General features: G+C 37.8%; 12 protein-coding genes and 3 pseudogenes. 6 read left to right on the plus strand and 9 right to left on the minus strand.

Annotation, left to right across the window (positions count from 1 at the left end; all coding sequences use genetic code 11):
* A pseudogene (locus ACFIM1_RS06760) lies at positions 1 to 327 on the minus strand (DUF3987 domain-containing protein); the annotation flags it as partial.
* A gap of 53 nt (positions 328 to 380) precedes the next feature.
* On the opposite strand from ACFIM1_RS06760, the gene ACFIM1_RS06765 reads away from it, so the two are divergent.
* Positions 381 to 638 carry a hypothetical protein gene (locus ACFIM1_RS06765; protein ID WP_375609562.1) on the plus strand — a complete coding sequence of 86 codons (258 nt, stop codon included), beginning with the start codon at positions 381 to 383 and terminating at the stop codon, positions 636 to 638.
* Between the two features lie 725 nt (positions 639 to 1,363).
* Here ACFIM1_RS06765 and ACFIM1_RS06770 read toward each other — a convergent pair.
* From ACFIM1_RS06770 to ACFIM1_RS06790, 5 genes and pseudogenes are all read right to left on the minus strand, one after another.
* On the minus strand, positions 1,364 to 1,954 hold the full coding sequence (locus ACFIM1_RS06770) for a DNA-3-methyladenine glycosylase I (protein WP_375609564.1): 591 nt from the start codon (positions 1,952 to 1,954) through the stop codon (positions 1,364 to 1,366).
* Positions 1,955 to 1,962: 8 nt separating this feature from the next.
* Positions 1,963 to 2,192, minus strand: a pseudogene (locus tag ACFIM1_RS06775) (Arm DNA-binding domain-containing protein); the annotation flags it as partial.
* Positions 2,193 to 2,370: 178 nt separating this feature from the next.
* Positions 2,371 to 3,801 carry an exodeoxyribonuclease VII large subunit gene (gene xseA, locus ACFIM1_RS06780; protein WP_375609561.1) on the minus strand — a complete coding sequence of 477 codons (1,431 nt, stop codon included), beginning with the start codon at positions 3,799 to 3,801 and terminating at the stop codon, positions 2,371 to 2,373.
* 462 nt (positions 3,802 to 4,263) lie between these two features.
* A complete protein-coding gene (locus ACFIM1_RS06785) occupies positions 4,264 to 5,895 on the minus strand; it encodes an ABC transporter substrate-binding protein (protein WP_375607284.1) in 1,632 nt (543 codons plus the stop codon).
* Positions 5,896 to 6,785: 890 nt separating this feature from the next.
* Positions 6,786 to 8,411, minus strand: coding sequence for an ABC transporter substrate-binding protein (locus ACFIM1_RS06790; protein ID WP_375694529.1), 1,626 nt, complete (start codon positions 8,409 to 8,411; stop codon positions 6,786 to 6,788).
* A gap of 1,087 nt (positions 8,412 to 9,498) precedes the next feature.
* Between ACFIM1_RS06790 and ACFIM1_RS06795 the strand changes: the two genes are divergently transcribed.
* Positions 9,499 to 9,783, plus strand: coding sequence for a DUF6460 domain-containing protein (locus ACFIM1_RS06795; RefSeq protein ID WP_375607286.1), 285 nt, complete (start codon positions 9,499 to 9,501; stop codon positions 9,781 to 9,783).
* 22 nt (positions 9,784 to 9,805) lie between these two features.
* Here ACFIM1_RS06795 and ACFIM1_RS06800 read toward each other — a convergent pair whose 3' ends face one another.
* The 3 genes from ACFIM1_RS06800 to ACFIM1_RS06810 form a co-directional block, all read right to left on the minus strand.
* On the minus strand, positions 9,806 to 10,615 hold the full coding sequence (locus tag ACFIM1_RS06800) for a TIGR02186 family protein (RefSeq protein WP_375608511.1): 810 nt from the start codon (positions 10,613 to 10,615) through the stop codon (positions 9,806 to 9,808).
* A 2-nt stretch (positions 10,616 to 10,617) separates the two neighbouring features.
* Positions 10,618 to 11,538, minus strand: coding sequence for a sulfite exporter TauE/SafE family protein (locus tag ACFIM1_RS06805; protein WP_375609559.1), 921 nt, complete (start codon positions 11,536 to 11,538; stop codon positions 10,618 to 10,620).
* Between the two features lie 182 nt (positions 11,539 to 11,720).
* Positions 11,721 to 12,536, minus strand: a complete 816-nt coding sequence (locus ACFIM1_RS06810) for a hypothetical protein (protein ID WP_375609558.1) — start codon at positions 12,534 to 12,536, stop codon at positions 11,721 to 11,723.
* A gap of 510 nt (positions 12,537 to 13,046) precedes the next feature.
* Here ACFIM1_RS06810 and ACFIM1_RS06815 point away from each other — a divergent pair.
* The 4 genes and pseudogenes from ACFIM1_RS06815 to ACFIM1_RS06830 all read left to right on the plus strand — a co-directional run.
* Positions 13,047 to 13,793: an electron transfer flavoprotein subunit beta/FixA family protein gene (locus ACFIM1_RS06815; protein ID WP_375609557.1), complete on the plus strand. Its 747-nt coding sequence runs from the start codon at positions 13,047 to 13,049 to the stop codon at positions 13,791 to 13,793.
* Between the two features lie 51 nt (positions 13,794 to 13,844).
* Entirely contained in the window at positions 13,845 to 14,765 is a 921-nt protein-coding gene (locus ACFIM1_RS06820; protein ID WP_375609556.1) for an electron transfer flavoprotein subunit alpha/FixB family protein, read from the plus strand.
* A gap of 3 nt (positions 14,766 to 14,768) precedes the next feature.
* Positions 14,769 to 16,430 carry a 4Fe-4S dicluster domain-containing protein gene (locus ACFIM1_RS06825; RefSeq protein WP_375609555.1) on the plus strand — a complete coding sequence of 554 codons (1,662 nt, stop codon included), beginning with the start codon at positions 14,769 to 14,771 and terminating at the stop codon, positions 16,428 to 16,430.
* Positions 16,431 to 17,563: 1,133 nt separating this feature from the next.
* Positions 17,564 to 17,671 (plus strand): annotated as a pseudogene (locus ACFIM1_RS06830) (integrase); the annotation flags it as partial.
* Positions 17,672 to 17,773 lie beyond the last annotated feature (102 nt).

A 17,773-nucleotide genomic window follows, 5' to 3' on the forward strand; every position in this document is an offset into this window, starting at 1 on the left:
TGGGGCAACCCGCACGCCATTGCCAATCACAGCAGCCAAAGCACAGAGAGCAGAGATAGCAATAAAATCCATAGGGGGTTGTTGGCTATCCGCAACATCATAAACATAGTTCATTAATGACATTGGCAACTGTAATAAGCTAAAAGGCTCGACGGGTAAGAGAGCCGCCGTGATAGGCTTTATTTCGCCCCAACCGTTTTGTTGCAATGCGATTTCATAAGGAATGGCTTCTAAACAAGTCTTATCATTTAAAGAGCTATTATCGTTATCATTGCATGAAACATTTTGATTGTTGGTATCGACAATATTGTTTTTATTCTCTCTCATTTATTTATACCTTTCAGTATCAAAAAATCATTGAAATCTAGAGAGAGGAAAATATGAAAGAAAGTGAAGTAAAATACGACAACCAAAATGTTTCATGCAATGATAACGATAATGTTTCTTTAAATGATAAGACTTGTTTAAAAGCTATTCCTAGTGAAATGGAGTTTTTTGAACCAACATCACTTTCTTCATCACACATATCAAAATATATTATATCAAAAACTTCCAAAATCAAAGAGCACCGTTACTCTTTAAGCCATATTGCGCCATTTTACCTTTTAAACAAGCAAAAGTACGCAAAATCCTCTTAACAAGACAGTGTATTTCATTTGGCATTTTCTAAGGTATGCAATTGTACAATATATCTTGTACATTGACCACGTTTCACTTAACGGTAAATTCATTGAGCACCCCCATCTTTACGCTTATGGAGTAACAAGCCGGCACCATCATTAATATTTGCCAACTCGTGGGTGTTGCGCGACAGCCCTTGGCACTTAAGACGGTTTATAAGAGCCATTTTTATCCTTTCTTGTACAGTTTTTACCAACACGCCAGCCCCGCTTGTAATGTGCAAGCAAGTGATTTGATTGATTCAACATAAACAACTTTGAAATGAAAGAATTCTACGATATTCGAGACTCTCATTCAACATACAAAACAGTGAATTATCATTATAAATCAATTCGTTGTATAAAGGTACCCCCTCTACCCACTATTTTTAAGAGAAAACACCAAATATTCATCATATCCAACAATGGTCTTACGACAATTAATCTTGAACAGACAAGACATCACCATTATCTAACTCGAAATACATGACAATTAGATATCACTTCTTTTTGCATCTGTTTTTTCATCTTCAAAATTATCGCTTTGTCGTTTTGATTGCCAACAACCGTAAAAAATCATCAATCTTGTATAAGTTTGTATATTTCAATTATCTTATACAATGGAGTGCATAATCTGTACATTTATTAAATAATTCAATTATTAGCCTATTGATCATTGCTTTCACGAACGCGACTTTACCAATTTATCGACAAAAACATCCTTCAAGATGATCATTGACAATCCCTACGGACTGCATAAAAGCATAACAAATCGTTGGACCAATAAATGTCCAGCCACGTTTCTTTAAATCTTGAGAAAGACGAAGAGAAGCAGGTGTTATGGGATGAGCCAACAGTGTTTGAAAGTCTATCTTTTCATAATGTTCTGATTGTGGTGGCTGAAAAGACCAAAAATAGTGGGACAAACTCCCCCACTCTATTATAATTTCTTGTGCTCTAAGTGCATTATTAAGTACTGATCGAATTTTTCCTTGATGGCGAACAATATCTTTGTTCTGCATCAACATTTGCACCTTTAACTCATCATAATGAGCAATTTTTTCAAAATCAAAATGATCAAATGCAATGCGAAAAGAAGAGCGTTTTTTTAAAATTGTCAACCAAGAAAGTCCAGCTTGAAAACCTTCAAGACAAATTTTTTCAAACAAACAAATATCCTCTACAACAGGCTTTCCCCATTCATTATCATGATAAGCACAATAAAGTGGATCAGTTCCAGCCCATGCGCAACGAATTTTTCCATCCACTCCCTTAAGAAGACCTTCCGCAAGCATAGCACTCACCGTAAAACAGAACGCCATCCAGTTGCACATTCACGGGCTCATTTAAAAAAACATCTCTCAAAGAGCACCCACTTCCATTTCACGGCGTCGACCATGAATGGTATAACGATAAAACCATTGAGCACCCCCATCTTTACGTTTGTGAAGAAGAAAGCCAGCACCATCATTATATTTGCCATCCCCCAATGATGCAAACAGACCTTGCATTAAAACGGTTCATAAGAGCCATTTTTAGTCCTTTCTTGTACAGTTTTTACCCTCATGGGGCCCCATGTAATGTGCAAGCAAGTGGTTTTGATTGATTCAAGATACACATATTTGCAATGAGAGAATCATACGTTATTCGGAGCTCTAATTCAATATGAATAGTGCTAAATTATCTAATATAAATCAATATATTGTTGTATTCAAAAGAGGGTTCCTTGATCATCGCTAGACGATTTTATTTGCTTGTATTTTGAACGTTTAGCGGAAACAGGCTCTTGTGTTGCAACACTGATATCACCATCAAAAAAACGTAAATTTATTTGCCCCGTTTCAGGAATCTGTACCAACCGTTTGATGGGCTTATTCTCTTTCCCCAAAGCCAAAACAAAGCCGCGCTCCAAAATATTCTGATACGAAGTGCTTCTTAAAAGCCTAGAGACTACCTCTAACCCAGCCCGTTGTTTTTCAACATTGCGCACAAAAGCACGCTGAAGACGTGCAGTATATTCCTTCATATTGTGTTCTGCTTTTTCAGTATTAAGTAAACGCAGTGAAAAACGCACACCAAGTGCATAAAAAGAAAAACGTTTTTTATCATAGCTTACACAAAGAGCACGCTGCAAACGACTTGAAATTTCATCAAAACCTCGCCGTGGTAGAGCAAAAAGTTGATCAGCAGTCGGAAGAGCTCTTAGAGTAGCACGCAGTTTTTGTCGATAAAAATCAAAATAACGCGCAAGTCCCGTACGCAAACGTGCACCAAGCGATACCACTAGCACCTCGAGATCAAGCTTAACAGGAACAGCCCGCTCTGCTGCGGCTGTGGGAGTTGGAGCGCGCCAATCAGCCACATAATCAATCAAGGTCCAATCCGTTTCATGCCCAACAGCAGAAATAACAGGAAGAGAAGAGTTATAAACAGCACGAACAACGGCTTCGTCATTAAATCCCCACAAATCTTCTAAACTTCCCCCTCCCCGCGCAACAATAAGAAGATCAGGCTTAGGAACAACGCCTCCTAAAGGCAACGCATTAAAACCTTCAACAGCAGCAGCGACTTCCCTCCCACTTGTTTCCCCCTGAACACGTACAGGCCAAACCAAAATATGCAAAGGAAAACGATCGGATATACGGTGAATAATATCACGAATAACAGCACCTGTTGGTGATGTTACAACGCCTATAATTCGGGGCATATAAGGCAAAGTTTTTTTCTTTGCTTCATCAAATAAGCCTTCTTCTAAAAACTTTTTCTTACGATTTTCAAGAAGTGTCATCAAAGCACCAACCCCTGTTGGTTCAAGAGCTTCAATGACAATTTGATATTTTGATGATCCTGGATACGTCGTAAGTTTACCAACAGCGACCACTTCCATCCCTTCTTCAGGAGGAAATTTGAGCTTTTCCATCACTCCACGCCAAATAACAGCTTCCAACCGCGCCTTATCATCTTTTAAAGCAAAATAAGCATGTCCTGAAGCATGAGCACCACGGTAACCTGATATCTCCCCACGCACCCGTACATAACCAAACTTCTCCTCAACAACACGCTTTAAAGCCCCTGCTATTTCGGAAACAGTAAATTCCGCAACATTCGTTGCACTTATTTTTTCATCAAATAAATTTGCCATTTTTCAATTCACAGAAATTGAAATATTAAGTCTTAACATTCACACAAACACATTTTTAATTTTAATGAAATTAACCTCCTCCCAACATCTCAAAGGATGGAGATTTCTACCAATCCACCGGACTAGCTTCTCACGGGGCAAGTTCCACTTGCTGACCACTCATGCGGTTTCCTGCATAGGTGGCGACAGCCCAAACCATGCCCTGTACTGATCACGGTATCTAAAAACACTTAATATGTAAAGCTTTTCATGCCTTATATCACCGCTCTAAACAACAGTGTTTTATGGCGTGATAGGATAAAAGAGCTCTTTAAATAGCGTATCTTGAAATTACATTCTATACACAACATATCAATGCGTTACCGATAAGCTTCAACGTTTTGCAAAATTCTTACCCCCCATACAAAACGCTGAAGTTATCATGATTTCATTCTTGTTGTATTTTACAGCATTAAAATCCACTTATTTTTCAATTGCACTATAAAAAATACGTGGAGCACTATTCCAAACCCATTTTTTGACATCAGGTGTCATCGCTATCGTATGATACGTCTGATAAATAAAAGCATAGGGTCCTTTCTGCATAAATTCACGTTGCAAATCAGCATACATTTGCGCCCGTTTTTGTGGATCTTTTTCAAATAAAGCATCCTGAACCTTTTGATTCATCGTTTCATCCAAATACCCATGGCACCAACTAGGATAGGCGGTATTTTTTGCCTCAAACCGATTATCCGGATTGTAAATAAGACGTGAAGCCATTGTATGAGGATCAGCAGAATCATTATTCCATCCGAAAAAAATCGTATCAAAAGCACGTGCAGAGAGTTTTGAAAATAATTGCGTCCCCACAAAACGTTCAATTTTAAAGCGCACTCCCACTTTTTTTGCATTATCTTGGAGAGACTGAGCAATAGGCAAAGCAAAAGGATAAGGAGATGCCCCTGCAAAAATATTGGCCTCAAAACCATCTGGGTAACCAGCCTCAGTTAACAGCTGCTTTGCTTTTTGCAGATCAAGTTTAAAGGGTTGTCCTTCTTTTTCGTCCAAAGCTCCAAGATTACCAAGAGGAATAAAGCTTGCCCGTGGAACACCAACATCTTTAAGAAGCGTCTTACCGAGTCCTTCATAGTCAATAAGATAATGCATCGCCAAACGCACTTTTTCATTGGCAAAAATTGGATTCGTCACATTAAATCCCCATATGATTACAGATGGCTCTAATACTCTTGCAACTTTAATATCCGTTGTAGCTTGGAGATCTGCTAAATCCTCTGGCAACAAATTACGTGCAACATCGATATCGTGTTTTTGCAACAATAAACGTTGTGTTCCAGGCTCCGCAACATGGCGAATTAAAATCTTATTTAATTTAGGTGCCTCACCCCAATAATTGGAGCTTGCACGCAACAAAATCCCTTCTCCAGGACGCCAGCTACTTATCTGATAAGGACCAACACAGGCAGAATGGCTTGCCAAATACCGATTTCCCAGATCACCATCTTGTTCATGTTTCATAATTGTCTCTCGATCCAACAAGGCAAGAGTACGACTAGTGGCAAAATGGCTAAGAATGAGCTCTGCTGGATAAGGTTTATCAAATTTCATCACCACCGTTTTCTCATCCGGTGCTTGAAAAGCCTCATCAACATTTTGTTCTGTAATACCATATTCATTAAATGTCGCCGCAGTAGCCATCTTCAATTTAACAACCCGCTTCATGCTCCAAACAAGATCATAAGCATTAGCAGAACGACCATCGTTGAACTTCAAACCATCACGCAAATGAAAAGTGATCACCGTTTTCTGATCATCACTTAAAACATCCCAGCTTTTGGCCAAAGAAGGAATAACTTTAGCTGCATTATCTTTAGCGGGGTCAACTAAATTATCACAAACATTGACAAGAACTTCATTCCCATAACGATCATTGATTTGCGCTGGATCAAATGTACTAATTGAATCGAGATTCCAACCCATCACAAGAGTATCAGCGGGTGTTTTTGCTGGAACCTGTTGTACAACCATCCCCAGTGCTATAAAAGCAGAAACCAGAGAGCTGCTCCTTTTCAATATTTTTCTTTTCAAGCTCATAGACTTTTCCTTTTAAAGTTTATTGTATAAATTTTCCACGCAACACAAACATATTTAAATAATAAAATGAGACGATACATAAACGCCTCAAACAAAGTATTCAAACTTTCAAATACCACTACTTACCAATCACTCCTCCTGCCCACCCTTATAAGCTAAACCAAAACGTGCAATGGCAAACACTTTTGCTATACAATAAACGCTTACCAGTAACAGAGCCTATTCATGAGAGCATAATGCTACGATTAAAGACTAACAAACCTCTATTGTTTTTCTCTCTTGTTAAACAAGTTTCCCCTTGTTTTTTCTGACGTTTTTTTAATGTCATCAAAGCACCCCCTGTTGGTTCAAGTGTTTTAATAATAAAAAGCCTTCATCATAATTTAACGTTTCGATCAAACAGAAAATTCATCAATTTGCCAAGTACAACGACTTTTATTCCTTCTTCAAAAGGAAACTTGCAATTTCTCATCACTCCCCGTAAAATAACACCCTCCAATTGGCATCTTACCATCTTTCAAAGTAAGAAACATAGACACCATAAAAACTGATATTCCTCGTACCTTCTCCATAATAAAACTTTTATTCACCATTGCAAAGTCTTTGCTTCTTCAGCAATGCTAAAATTCCGCGACATTTGTTGCACTGATTTTTGAGCAAATAAATTTACCACTTTTCACTTCACAGAAGTTGAAATATTCAGTTTTAACATCCATACCAACACATCTTTAATGAAAATGACAGATCCCTTTTAAAATAGAAATATTCAACAACATATCCAATCATTCCCCATGATCTCCAGCGTATTACAAAGTTCTTGAACACTATGCAAAACGCTGAAGTTATTATGATTTCATTTTTGTTGTATTTTACAATATTTAAAGACACACTTATTTTTCAATTTTACTATAAAAAATTTGTGGCGCACTATTCCAAACCCACTTTTTGATATCAGGTGTCATCGCGATAACGCTATATTTTTGAAAGATAAACGCATAAGGTCCTTTTTGCATCAGTTCACGTTGTAAATCAGCATAAAGTTGCGCTCGTTTTTGCGGATCTTTTTGAAATAACGCCTCTTCAACTTTTTGATTCATATCGGCATCAAAATACCCATGCTGCCAACTAGGATAGGCGGTATTTTTTGCCTCAAACCGATTATCAGGGTTATAAACAAGACGTGAAGCCATTGTATGGGGATCCGCAGAATCGTTATTCCATCCGATAAAAGCCGTATCAAAAGCCCGTGCATTCACTTTTGAAAACAACTGTGTACCTGCCACACGTTCAATTTTAAGACGCACCCCTGCCTGTCCAGCACTATCTTGAAGTGACTGAGCAAGTAACAAAGTATAAGGAGCATTTGAGACAAGAAAATTTGCCTCAAATCCGTTCGGATAACCGGCCTCTGCTAAAAGCTGCTTGGCTTTTGCAACATCAAATGTAAAGGGTTGTCCTTCTTTTTCATCCAGAGCCCCAAAGTTACCAAGAGGAATAAAACTTGCCCGTGGAACACCAATCCCTTTGAGAAGCTTCTTGCCAAGACCTTCATAGTCAATAAGATAACGCATCGCCAAGCGTACTTTTTCCTTAGCAAAAATGGGATTTGTCATGTTAAATCCCCAATACATCATGGATGGCTCTAACACTTCTTCGATTTTAACATCTGTTGTTTTTTGCAGATCTGCAAGATCTTCAGGGGACAAATCACGAGCAACATCAATATCATGCTTTTGCAACAATAAACGTTGTGTTCCAGGCTCCATAACATGACGAATGAGAATCTGCTTCAATTTAGGCGCCTCGCCCCAATAATGGGAACTCGCACGTAACAAAAGAGCTTCTCCAGGGCGCCAACTGCTTAACTGATAAGGACCAACACAAGCAGCATGACTCTTCAAATACTGATTTCCCAGATCGCCATCTTTTTCGTGCTTCATAATTGTCTTACGATCAAGCAAAGCTGTTGCTGGACTTGCAACAATATTATTAAGAATAAGCTCTGCTGGATAAGGCTTATCAAATTTCATCACCACTGTTTTTTCATCAGGGGCTTGCAAAGCATCATCAACATTTTGCTCTGTAATTCCATATTCATTAAAAATTGCCGCATTGGTCATCTTCAATTTGACAATCCGCTTCATACCCCAAACAAGATCATTGGCATTGGCTGATCTGCCATCATTAAACTTCAAACTATCACGCAAATGAAAAGTAATCACCGTACTGTGATCATCCCCTGAAACATCCCAATGTGTAGCTAATGCCGGAACCATTTTAGCAGGATCATCCGTTGCGGTACTGACCAAACTATCACAAACATTGCGGACAATTTCACTTCCATAAACATCACTAAGTTGAGCGGGATCAAATGTACTAATTGAATCAATATTCCAAGCCATCACAAGGGTGTCAGCAGGAGTTTTTGCTGAAACCTGTTGTGCAACCATCCCCAGTGCTATAAAAGCAGAAACAAGAGAGCTGCTATTCTTTAATATTTTTTTCTTCAAGTTCATAGACTTTTCCTTTTAAAGTTTATTATATAAATTTCCCACACAACAAGCACATGCTTAATAATAAGGTTAGATGATCCATAAGCGCCTCAAACAAAGTATTAAAACCTTCAAACAACACCACTTACCAACCACGCCTTCTGCCCATACCTATAAGCCAAGACAAACCAAAACACGCAACAACAAACACTCTGACATACAATGCCCCCCATAACAGAGCTTATTCATGATGTCATAACGCCTACGATTGAAGACTATAAAACCACTATTTTCTCTCTTTTGTTGGGCAAGTGCGTCTCTTCTTTCCTCTCGTCTTTTTATGCCATCAAAAGACTCTTCCTCGTTAGCTTAAGCGCCTTAATAACAAAGAGCTCTAATAACAATTTGACATTTTAACAAAACAGGAAAATTCACCCATCAACCGACATGATCTCCTCCCCCTACAAGAGGAATTTTGAATTTTTCCATAATCCTCTGCCAAATAACAGCTTTTAAATTACATTTTATTTCTAAATAAAAGGAGCATGGGCTCCCCCCTGATATTCCTTTACACACCCGCACATAACAAAACTTTTTTCCACATCGTATTTTAAATACCTTTGCTCCTCTAACAACACTTACTTCATTGCTTACATTTTTTCAGCAAAAAATATCTTTTCAATGCACTAAGGTTGAAATACCTAAATATAATACCTATATAAGCATACCCTTATCAGAATAGATAGTCTTTTTTTAAGTAAAATGCCTTGAAATATTATTTCAATACACAACAATAATAAATCCGTTATAAAATCTTCAATAGACTAGAACTCTTATCCTAATACGAAATATCGAAACGCTACAAGAACTCCCCTACAAGTTCTCAGAAACGAAAGGATATCTCTTCATTTAATGAAAAAAGCGCCATGAAAATATCGCAAAAAAGGCAAGAGAACGCGCGTATATTTTAAAGCACTGATATTACACCAGTACTAAGGTAATAAACTCCAAAAAAGTAAGAAAAAATAAAAAATCTTTCTCCTTTATAACAAAGACATCACTGTACTATGATGATACAATGAAAAAACAAGATATTTGAAAGTATATTAAAATGAACCGAAAGAAAAAATTGTCAGATTCTTTTCGTGCTTTTCTTGGAGGCACATTAAGCCACCATGTTAGTTTAAAATTGCTCATCCTTTCATTTTTTATTGGCATCATAATGAATTTTTTGGGATGGACACCCAAAAGTCTCATACAGAAAATTATAGATTTTTTTCAGTCTCTATGGGCAACAGGATTTATAACGCTCACAAACTTCTTTCATATCACCATGACGGGAGCGATTGTTGTTGTGCCTATCTTTCTTATCTTACGCATTTTTCATAAAAAATAAAAGCCTCAACATTTTCCTTGCGCTAGTCTTTTCGAAAAATCAAACGACATAAAAATCCTGTGGTAACAGCAATGATCACCGCAACAATAGCATATAAGAAACGATACTTATGTGCTGCGTAAAAAATTGTATAAGCGATATGTGCTTTAACAATTTCAAGAGTCGTTGTTGTACTATCAATAAACTGACCATCACGAAAAAGATAAGCACGAACCTTATAATGTCCAACAGGAATATTGGTTGGTAAACGAAAATGTGCAGTAAAAAGCGTGTCAGAACCAAAACGAACACCCCCTACTTCCTCATAATAAAGGCTTTTGGCTTTTTGCAGTTTTATAAGTTCATCGCGAAAGATCTGTATTTTTTTCTGATCTTTTTCATCCGTCTGCAATGGCAAATAAAGTAATCCTAACCCCAAGCGTTTATAATCTTCAACACTCGTAATATCGTCAATTTCACGTGTTGTGACCATAGAGTAAAAAAGAGGAACCTTTTTAAAAATAAGAGAATCTGTATTAACCCAAACACCGGCATTACGTTTTTTTTCTCGCATCACCATTGTCCGATCTTGTCCCTCCAAGCTCACAACAACATCATAACGGTTTTGTCGAGCATATAACGGATCAATATTTTCCAAAACACCAGCAATATAAAGATCACGACCAGCAAAATTTGCATCCACAGTAATCGTATTTGTTGTTACGATAATTTGAACAGTTTCGTGATCAACTTGATCAACGAATGTCGCTGTCGTCCCAACATGTGACCATGTAGAAAAAGAAACAAAACAAAAGCAACTTGTAATGATGCATAAAGAAAATAATCTACCCATTTTTATCTCATAAGAATATCCAGAGAGAAAAGATTATCGGGGCGTATAAATAATTGAAAAGCAAGACGCATACACACAATCAACACCAAAAACGCAAGTGCCATACGCAATTGTTCCGCCTTTAACTTCCGTCCAGCCCGTGTTCCATATTGCGCACCAATACTTCCTCCCAGCATTAATAAAAAAGCCAGGACAATATCAACGGACTGATGAGTCATACTTTGTAAAACTGTCGTGAAAGAAGACACAAATGTGATCTGAAAAAGTGAAGTTCCAATCACCACATTGGTTGGAACACGCAGAAGGTAAATCAATGCTGGTACCATAAAGAACCCCCCACCAATTCCCATAATAGAAGACAACAACCCTACAATGAGACCAATCCCTAAAACTGGAATAATGCTGACATAGATCATAGATGTCCGAAAACGCATTTTTAACGGTAAGCGATGAATCCAGTTATGTCGACCAGCAAGACGAATATTGGCTTTTCCTGCCTTACGCTTGCGCATCATATCATACCAACTTTCAACAATCATCAAGCTTCCTACACTTCCAAGAAGAATCACATAAAGAAGAGAAATCATTAAGTCTAATTGACCTAATTTTTTCAAAACAGAGAAAATCTGAATCCCGATTAAAGCCCCCCCCCCTCCTCCAATCGCCAAAAGAATACCAAGTTTGATATCGAGCGTACGTCTTCTAAAATGGGTAATCGCTCCTGTTACAGATGACGCAATCATCTGATTTGCACCTGTTCCAACAGCAATAGCAGGAGGGATATTATAAAAAATCAATAAAGGAGTGATAAGAAAACCGCCCCCAATTCCAAAAAGACCAGAAAAAAAACCAGCAACGACTCCCATACCAATCAAAATCAGCATATTGAGAGACATTTCAGCAATTGGTAAATAAATACTCACTTACAGAACCTTCAAGATAATCTGAGGCTTTTTAACAATTGAGAGAATCTTTCTCCAATTATCCTCTTTTCCAATAATCTCTGTTGCGTGTTTAAAAGGATAATTTTAATTGCTATACAACTTTCGCATAATCCACGAATGCGCAATACATTTCACATCTATTAACATCAACATCATAAAAACTAAAAAAAACGCGCTCCTTTTAAAACGCTGTAAAGACATAACGTTATCGCTACCATAAATGCAACGGTTAAAAAACAAAGAACACTTTTTTTTACCAAATGAGATAAAAACGAAACACTCTCTTGAGACTGCGCCTTTAAAGAAGAAAAATCGTTCTCAATGCCACGATTAGGTGCCTGAATACCCATATCCTTTTTTTCTATCGAAGCACACTCTACGGCTCCCTCAACCTTTTTAAAAGAAGGCTTCATAGTATCACTTGGCAAAGAGCTTTTATTTTCTTTCTGCGCCACATTTTTAACATTTGTTTGGAGTGGAATTATACCGTTTTGTCTCGAAAAATTTTGAACCTTTTGAAGTGATAAGCGTTCTTTATTTCCCTCATATTCCATATGAGCAAGTTTTTGTACAACAGAATCAGGTGATTTTGAACGAGACACCGGTCGTGTTACCGCTACTTCTTCTAAGCTCTTTTTTTCACTCTGTAAACTTTGAACAATTGTTTTAATCTGCTCTAAAGATTCAAAAAGCTTTTTTTCTCTTTGACGACGGATATAATATTCAGCCAAAATGGCCCGACTAATATCATCTAAGTAAGATTTAAAATGCTCTTCTAAAGCCCCCTGCTCTATCAAAGAACGGGAAGAATGCTTCATTTGCATTTGTGCATGAACAGTGCGTAATTTTTGAGCAATATCCGACATCGTTACATCCATAGGCGCATCCGTTCTCTCCTTCTGTTCAATAAAAGAAGAGAATTTATCATTCCTAACCTGATTGATCGGCTGGTTGATCGTATGACCCTTCGTATTCACAAACGCTTACCCCTCATTAACCTTTTTGAAAAGAATCGCACAAATGATGAATAAAGTGTGCTCTATTTTAGTAAATAGAGCTTTAAGAACGCCCAAAAACTTTTTTGTTAGAAATATTTCGCCCCAATCTTTATTTAAAATATTTGAAAGAAAAATCTCTATTTTTTTGTCCTCAAGATTTGAAGAGCAAAATCATTCCCCCATTTTTATTTTTTTCACTTAATTTTTTCATTGCCTAAAGCCCCTGATGCGCCATCATAAACAGAGCATATAAAATGAAAAAAATATCATAAGACAGAGTGATTTTTTTACTTTTTATTCAAGCAAATAAGGCAATTATGGCAATGCAGAAGATATGAAGATTGAAAATGACAACAAGAAAGTACAAGTAAACGTAAAAAAAGCTTATATGAAAGAAAACACAAGTTATAAATAAGACTTCATTCTAAACAATTTTGTTTCTTATGAGTATTGCTATAAACTTGTAATCATACAACAAAGAGGATCATCATGAAAATAATTGTCGCTATCAAACGTGTTGTTGATTATAATATCAAAATACGTGTCAAACCCGATAGCACAGGCGTTGATCTGTCTCACGTAAAAATGTCTATGAATCCTTTTGATGAGATAGCCGTAGAGGAAGCAATTCGCCAGAAAGAATCCGGTAAAATTTCAGAAGTTATTCTTGTTTCAATCGGACCAGAAGCAGCCCAAGAAACTCTACGAACAGGACTTGCAATGGGGGCTGATCGCGCACTTCTTATCACCACGGATCAAACACTTGAACCCTTAGCAATTGCTAAGGTTCTCAAAGCCATAGTTGATGAAGAAAAACCTGATATGGTCTTTTTAGGAAAACAGGCGATTGATGACGATAGCAACCAAACAGGACAAATGCTCGCCGCTCTTCTTGGGTGGGGACAGGCAACTTTTGCCTCACATCTTAACATAGAAAATGGGCATGCTACAGTTATTCGTGAAGTTGATAATGGAACACAAACCCTTTCTCTTCCCCTTCCCATGGTTATGACCGCCGATCTACGGCTCAATGAACCGCGCTACACCTCTCTCCCTAATATTATGAAAGCAAAAAAGAAAACCATTGAACAAAAAGCGCTGACTGATCTTGGCATCGATACGAAAGCACGCTTAACAATTTTAAGCGTTGAAGAACCCAAACCCCGTCAATCCGGTATTAAAGTAGCTAATGTAGGAGAGCTTGTCAGTGCGCTAAAACAAAAGAACTGCATTTAATATTCTCTCCACTAGAGTAAAAGCAACACTTACATAAAAGGGTAAAAACTTATGGCAATTCTTTTACTGGCCGATCATAATACAGAAGAAACAGCAAAAGTACTCACCGCTGCACGCGTACTCAGTAATGATATCGATATTCTGGTTTGCGGAGAAAAAATTCAAACGATAGCGGAAAACAGTGCTAAACTTGATGGTGTGCGGCAAGTTCTTATTGCAAAAGCAGACTATTTAGCCCATCAACTTGCCGAGCCTATGGCAGATACAATTCTCACGTTAGCAAATGATTATGATGTGATCATGGCAGCATCCAACAGTACTGGGAAAAATGTGATGCCGCGCGTAGCAGCTCTTCTTGATCTTATGCAAATTTCAGATATTACCGCCATTCTTTCACCCGATACCTTCAAACGACCAATTTATGCAGGCAATGCATTTGAAACTGTACGCACCAATGATTATAAAAAGATTATAACAGTTCGCACCGCTTCTTTCACCCCAACGCCTTCCCAAAATAATTCTGCTCCCATTAAAACAATAACACCAGCTCCCAATCCAAATCTTTCTTCTTTCGTAAAATCAGAGACAAACAAAAGTGATCGTCCTGATCTCACCTCAGCCCGTGTTATTATATCAGGCGGGCGTGGTCTTGGTTCTCAAGAGAAATTTATGGCCCTGCTTCTTCCTCTTGCAAACAAATTAAATGCTGCTTTAGGTGCCAGCCGCGCAGCAGTGGATGCAGGCTATGCTCCCAATGATTGGCAAATTGGACAAACAGGAAAGGTCGTTGCCCCTGAACTCTATATCGCCGTTGGCATTTCCGGTGCAATCCAGCATTTAGCCGGTATAATGGATGCACAAATTATTGTTGCCATTAATAACGATGAAGAAGCTCCCATCATGCAAATTGCCGATTACACCCTTGTAGGTGATCTCCACCAAATTATTCCAGAATTGGAGAAAGCTTTATAAGCCATGAAAACACCTCTACATGACCAACGTGAAAGTATGGAGTTTGACATAGTCATTGTCGGAGCAGGACCTGCAGGGCTTTCTGCCGCAATTCGTTTGAAACAAATTAATCCTGAGCTTTCTGTCACAATTGTTGAAAAAGGGACCGAAGTTGGTGCCCATATTCTCTCTGGCGCAGTTATTGACCCCATTGGCATCGATACACTCTTACCAGAATGGCGAAATGACAATGATCATCCCTTCACGACCCCTGTTACCCATGACCAGTTTTTTTTTCTAAAGCCTCAAAAAGCTACAATATTTCCCAATATTCTGCATCCCAAAATCTTATCAAATGACGGATGTTATATCGTTTCGCTTGGAAACGTTTGCCGCTGGTTAAGCAAAAAAGCTGAAGCATTGGGTGTTGAAATCTATCCCGGTTTTGCCGTAACACAGATTATCCAAAACGATAACAAAGCGATTATTGGTGTTCTCACCGGTGATATGGGGCTTAACAAAGATGGAACTCCTGGAAAAAATTATATGCCTGGTATGGCTTTATTGGCAAAATATACTTTAATTGCGGAAGGAGCACGCGGCTCAATTGCAAAACAACTGATACAACATTTCAACCTTAGCAAAAATCGTGAACCACAAAAATTTGGTCTTGGTCTCAAAGAGCTCTGGGAAATTGATCCCAACAAACACCAACGCGGTTTAGTACAACATTTCACGGGTTGGCCCTTAGACAATAATACCGGTGGTGGTGGCTTTATTTATCACCAAGAAAACAATATCATTTCTGTCGGTTTTGTTGTGCACTTAGATTACAAAAATCCTTATCTTTCTCCCTTTGAAGAATTTCAACGTTTTAAAACACATCCAAAACTCTATAAAATCTTTAAAGGTGCAAAGCGTCTTTCCTATGGTGCACGTGTTATCAGCGAAGGAGGTTGGCAATCTGTACCAAAACTCACCTTTCCGGGTGGGGCACTTATTGGCTGCTCTGCTGGATTTGTCAATGTTCCTCGTATCAAAGGATCACACAATGCCATCTTATCTGGCATATTAGCTGCCGATAAAATCGCTACCGCTCTTGCTCAAGGGCGTGTCCATGATGAGGTTAAAGAAATCGAAGAACAATGGCGAAAAGGGCTCATTGGCAAAGATCTTTATAAAGTGCGAAATGCCAAACCGCTCTGGGCAAAATATGGGACAAAATATGGAATTAAACTTGCCGGTTTTGATATGTGGTGGCAACAACTGTTCGGATTTTCCTTATTTAAAACACTCTCCCATGGAAAAGAAGATTATGCATGCCTTGAACCAGCAGAAAAATTTCAACCCATTGCTTACCCAAAACCAGATGGCGTTGTAACCTTTGATCGCCTTTCAAGTGTTGCCCTTTCCAATACACACCATGAAGAAAATCAACCTTACCATTTAAAAATAGCCTCATTAAAAAAACAAAAGGACTCTGAATATGCAATCTACGGAGGACCTTCCACAAACTATTGCCCCGCCGCTGTCTACGAATGGCTAGAACATAATGATCATCTGACTTATATGATCAACGCTTCAAATTGCATACATTGTAAAACGTGCGACATCAAAGATCCGAACCAAAATATCACTTGGACCTGTCCGCAAGGTAATGAAGGCCCCTTCTATCCCAATATGTAATTTCCCAATGTATAATCATTGTTCATTTTCCTAAAATTGAAATATACAAAACGCAATGGATAAAAATATTTCCCTCAGATCAGAAATCTATCAATTACCTTCCTGCATACGTTCTTTTACAATGTAAAAAGAACTTATTCTCAATATAAAAGACTCTCTCCACCGTATAACTTTTTTCAATAGAAAACATAACATATTTTTATAAAAAATTTTTTATCTTAATAACAAAATAAGAATGAAGATATCTTGACCATTCTGCTATAAAAATACAGACACTACTCTCAACAGTCTGTACAAAGACAAAGCTGTAGCTCCACTTTGCTCCCTCCCCCATGATTCAAAATGTTTTTAGCCTCCTCATAAGAAAACTCAATCGTTTCAAAAAGCCAAGAATAAAACCCATGGAGATATGCTTCGAGTTTGTTTTATCTCCTATCCTTTGCCAAACAATTTTCACTAAAGAAGACCACGGATGAATGTAGAAAAAATAAAATATTGCATAACACAGAGCATGCTTATTTAATCACTCTCAATATGTTTCTACTGATAAAGACATCCCAAAATCTGAGTATCACATCAACTTTTTACGCTCAAATCAAGGGGGGGCTATACATTGTCTTGCATTTAACCTTTACAGATGTAATGCAAAGAATGTGTAAAAACACCATAAGAATAAAAAGCCATAAGCGCTATCATTATTGGAAATAATATCTGACAAAGCCCAAATGTCTTTCCAATTCATGACCATTCTATTACGCGTTTTATAGCGTATTTTCTTTATAAAGCTTGTACTTTCGCTGTAGCTTGTAAATCAACATCCAATCGAACACAAGCAGCATATATGTAAAGGAAGATAAAGGTGAATGAAAGCGAGTCATTCCTGCTTTTGTATCCTGAGAAAAAATCTTTCATATTCTATTTAAATTTTCCCTGAAATGAAAATACAGCTTCATCTAGTCAAAACATTGATTTATATAGATAATCTAGCGTTATTCATATTGAATTAGAACCCCGAATACGGTAAAATTCTTTTATTTCAAATCTGTTTATCTTGAATCAATCAAAACCATTCGCTTGCACGTCATAAGCAGGGCTGGCGTGTGGGTAAAAACTGTATAAGAAAAGATTTAAAAATGGTTCTTATGAATCGGCTTAATGCAAGATCTGTCACAACATTAGGGGCTGGCGAATATAATGGTGGTGCCAGCTTGCTTCTTCATAAACGTAAAGATGGAGGTGCTTAATAGATTTACCGTTATACCCTTCACAGACAAGATCAACCATATCACCAATCTTCGGCGTTTTTTTCTGTCCAATTCCAATCCGCAAATTGATAGCACTTA

The sequence above is a fragment of the Bartonella sp. AC158YNML genome (genome assembly GCF_042196725.1).
GTDB lineage: Bacteria > Pseudomonadota > Alphaproteobacteria > Rhizobiales > Rhizobiaceae > Bartonella.

Coding starts and splice junctions, on each gene's coding strand:
- ACFIM1_RS06765 (WP_375609562.1), top strand. CDS start 381: ATGAAAGAAAGTGAAGTAAAATACGACAACCAAAATGTTTCATGCAAT.
- ACFIM1_RS06770 (WP_375609564.1), bottom strand. CDS start 1,954: ATGCTTGCGGAAGGTCTTCTTAAGGGAGTGGATGGAAAAATTCGTTGC.
- xseA (WP_375609561.1), bottom strand. CDS start 3,801: ATGGCAAATTTATTTGATGAAAAAATAAGTGCAACGAATGTTGCGGAA.
- ACFIM1_RS06785 (WP_375607284.1), bottom strand. CDS start 5,895: ATGAGCTTGAAAAGAAAAATATTGAAAAGGAGCAGCTCTCTGGTTTCT.
- ACFIM1_RS06790 (WP_375694529.1), bottom strand. CDS start 8,411: ATGAACTTGAAGAAAAAAATATTAAAGAATAGCAGCTCTCTTGTTTCT.
- ACFIM1_RS06795 (WP_375607286.1), top strand. CDS start 9,499: ATGAACCGAAAGAAAAAATTGTCAGATTCTTTTCGTGCTTTTCTTGGA.
- ACFIM1_RS06800 (WP_375608511.1), bottom strand. CDS start 10,615: ATGGGTAGATTATTTTCTTTATGCATCATTACAAGTTGCTTTTGTTTT.
- ACFIM1_RS06815 (WP_375609557.1), top strand. CDS start 13,047: ATGAAAATAATTGTCGCTATCAAACGTGTTGTTGATTATAATATCAAA.
- ACFIM1_RS06820 (WP_375609556.1), top strand. CDS start 13,845: ATGGCAATTCTTTTACTGGCCGATCATAATACAGAAGAAACAGCAAAA.
- ACFIM1_RS06825 (WP_375609555.1), top strand. CDS start 14,769: ATGAAAACACCTCTACATGACCAACGTGAAAGTATGGAGTTTGACATA.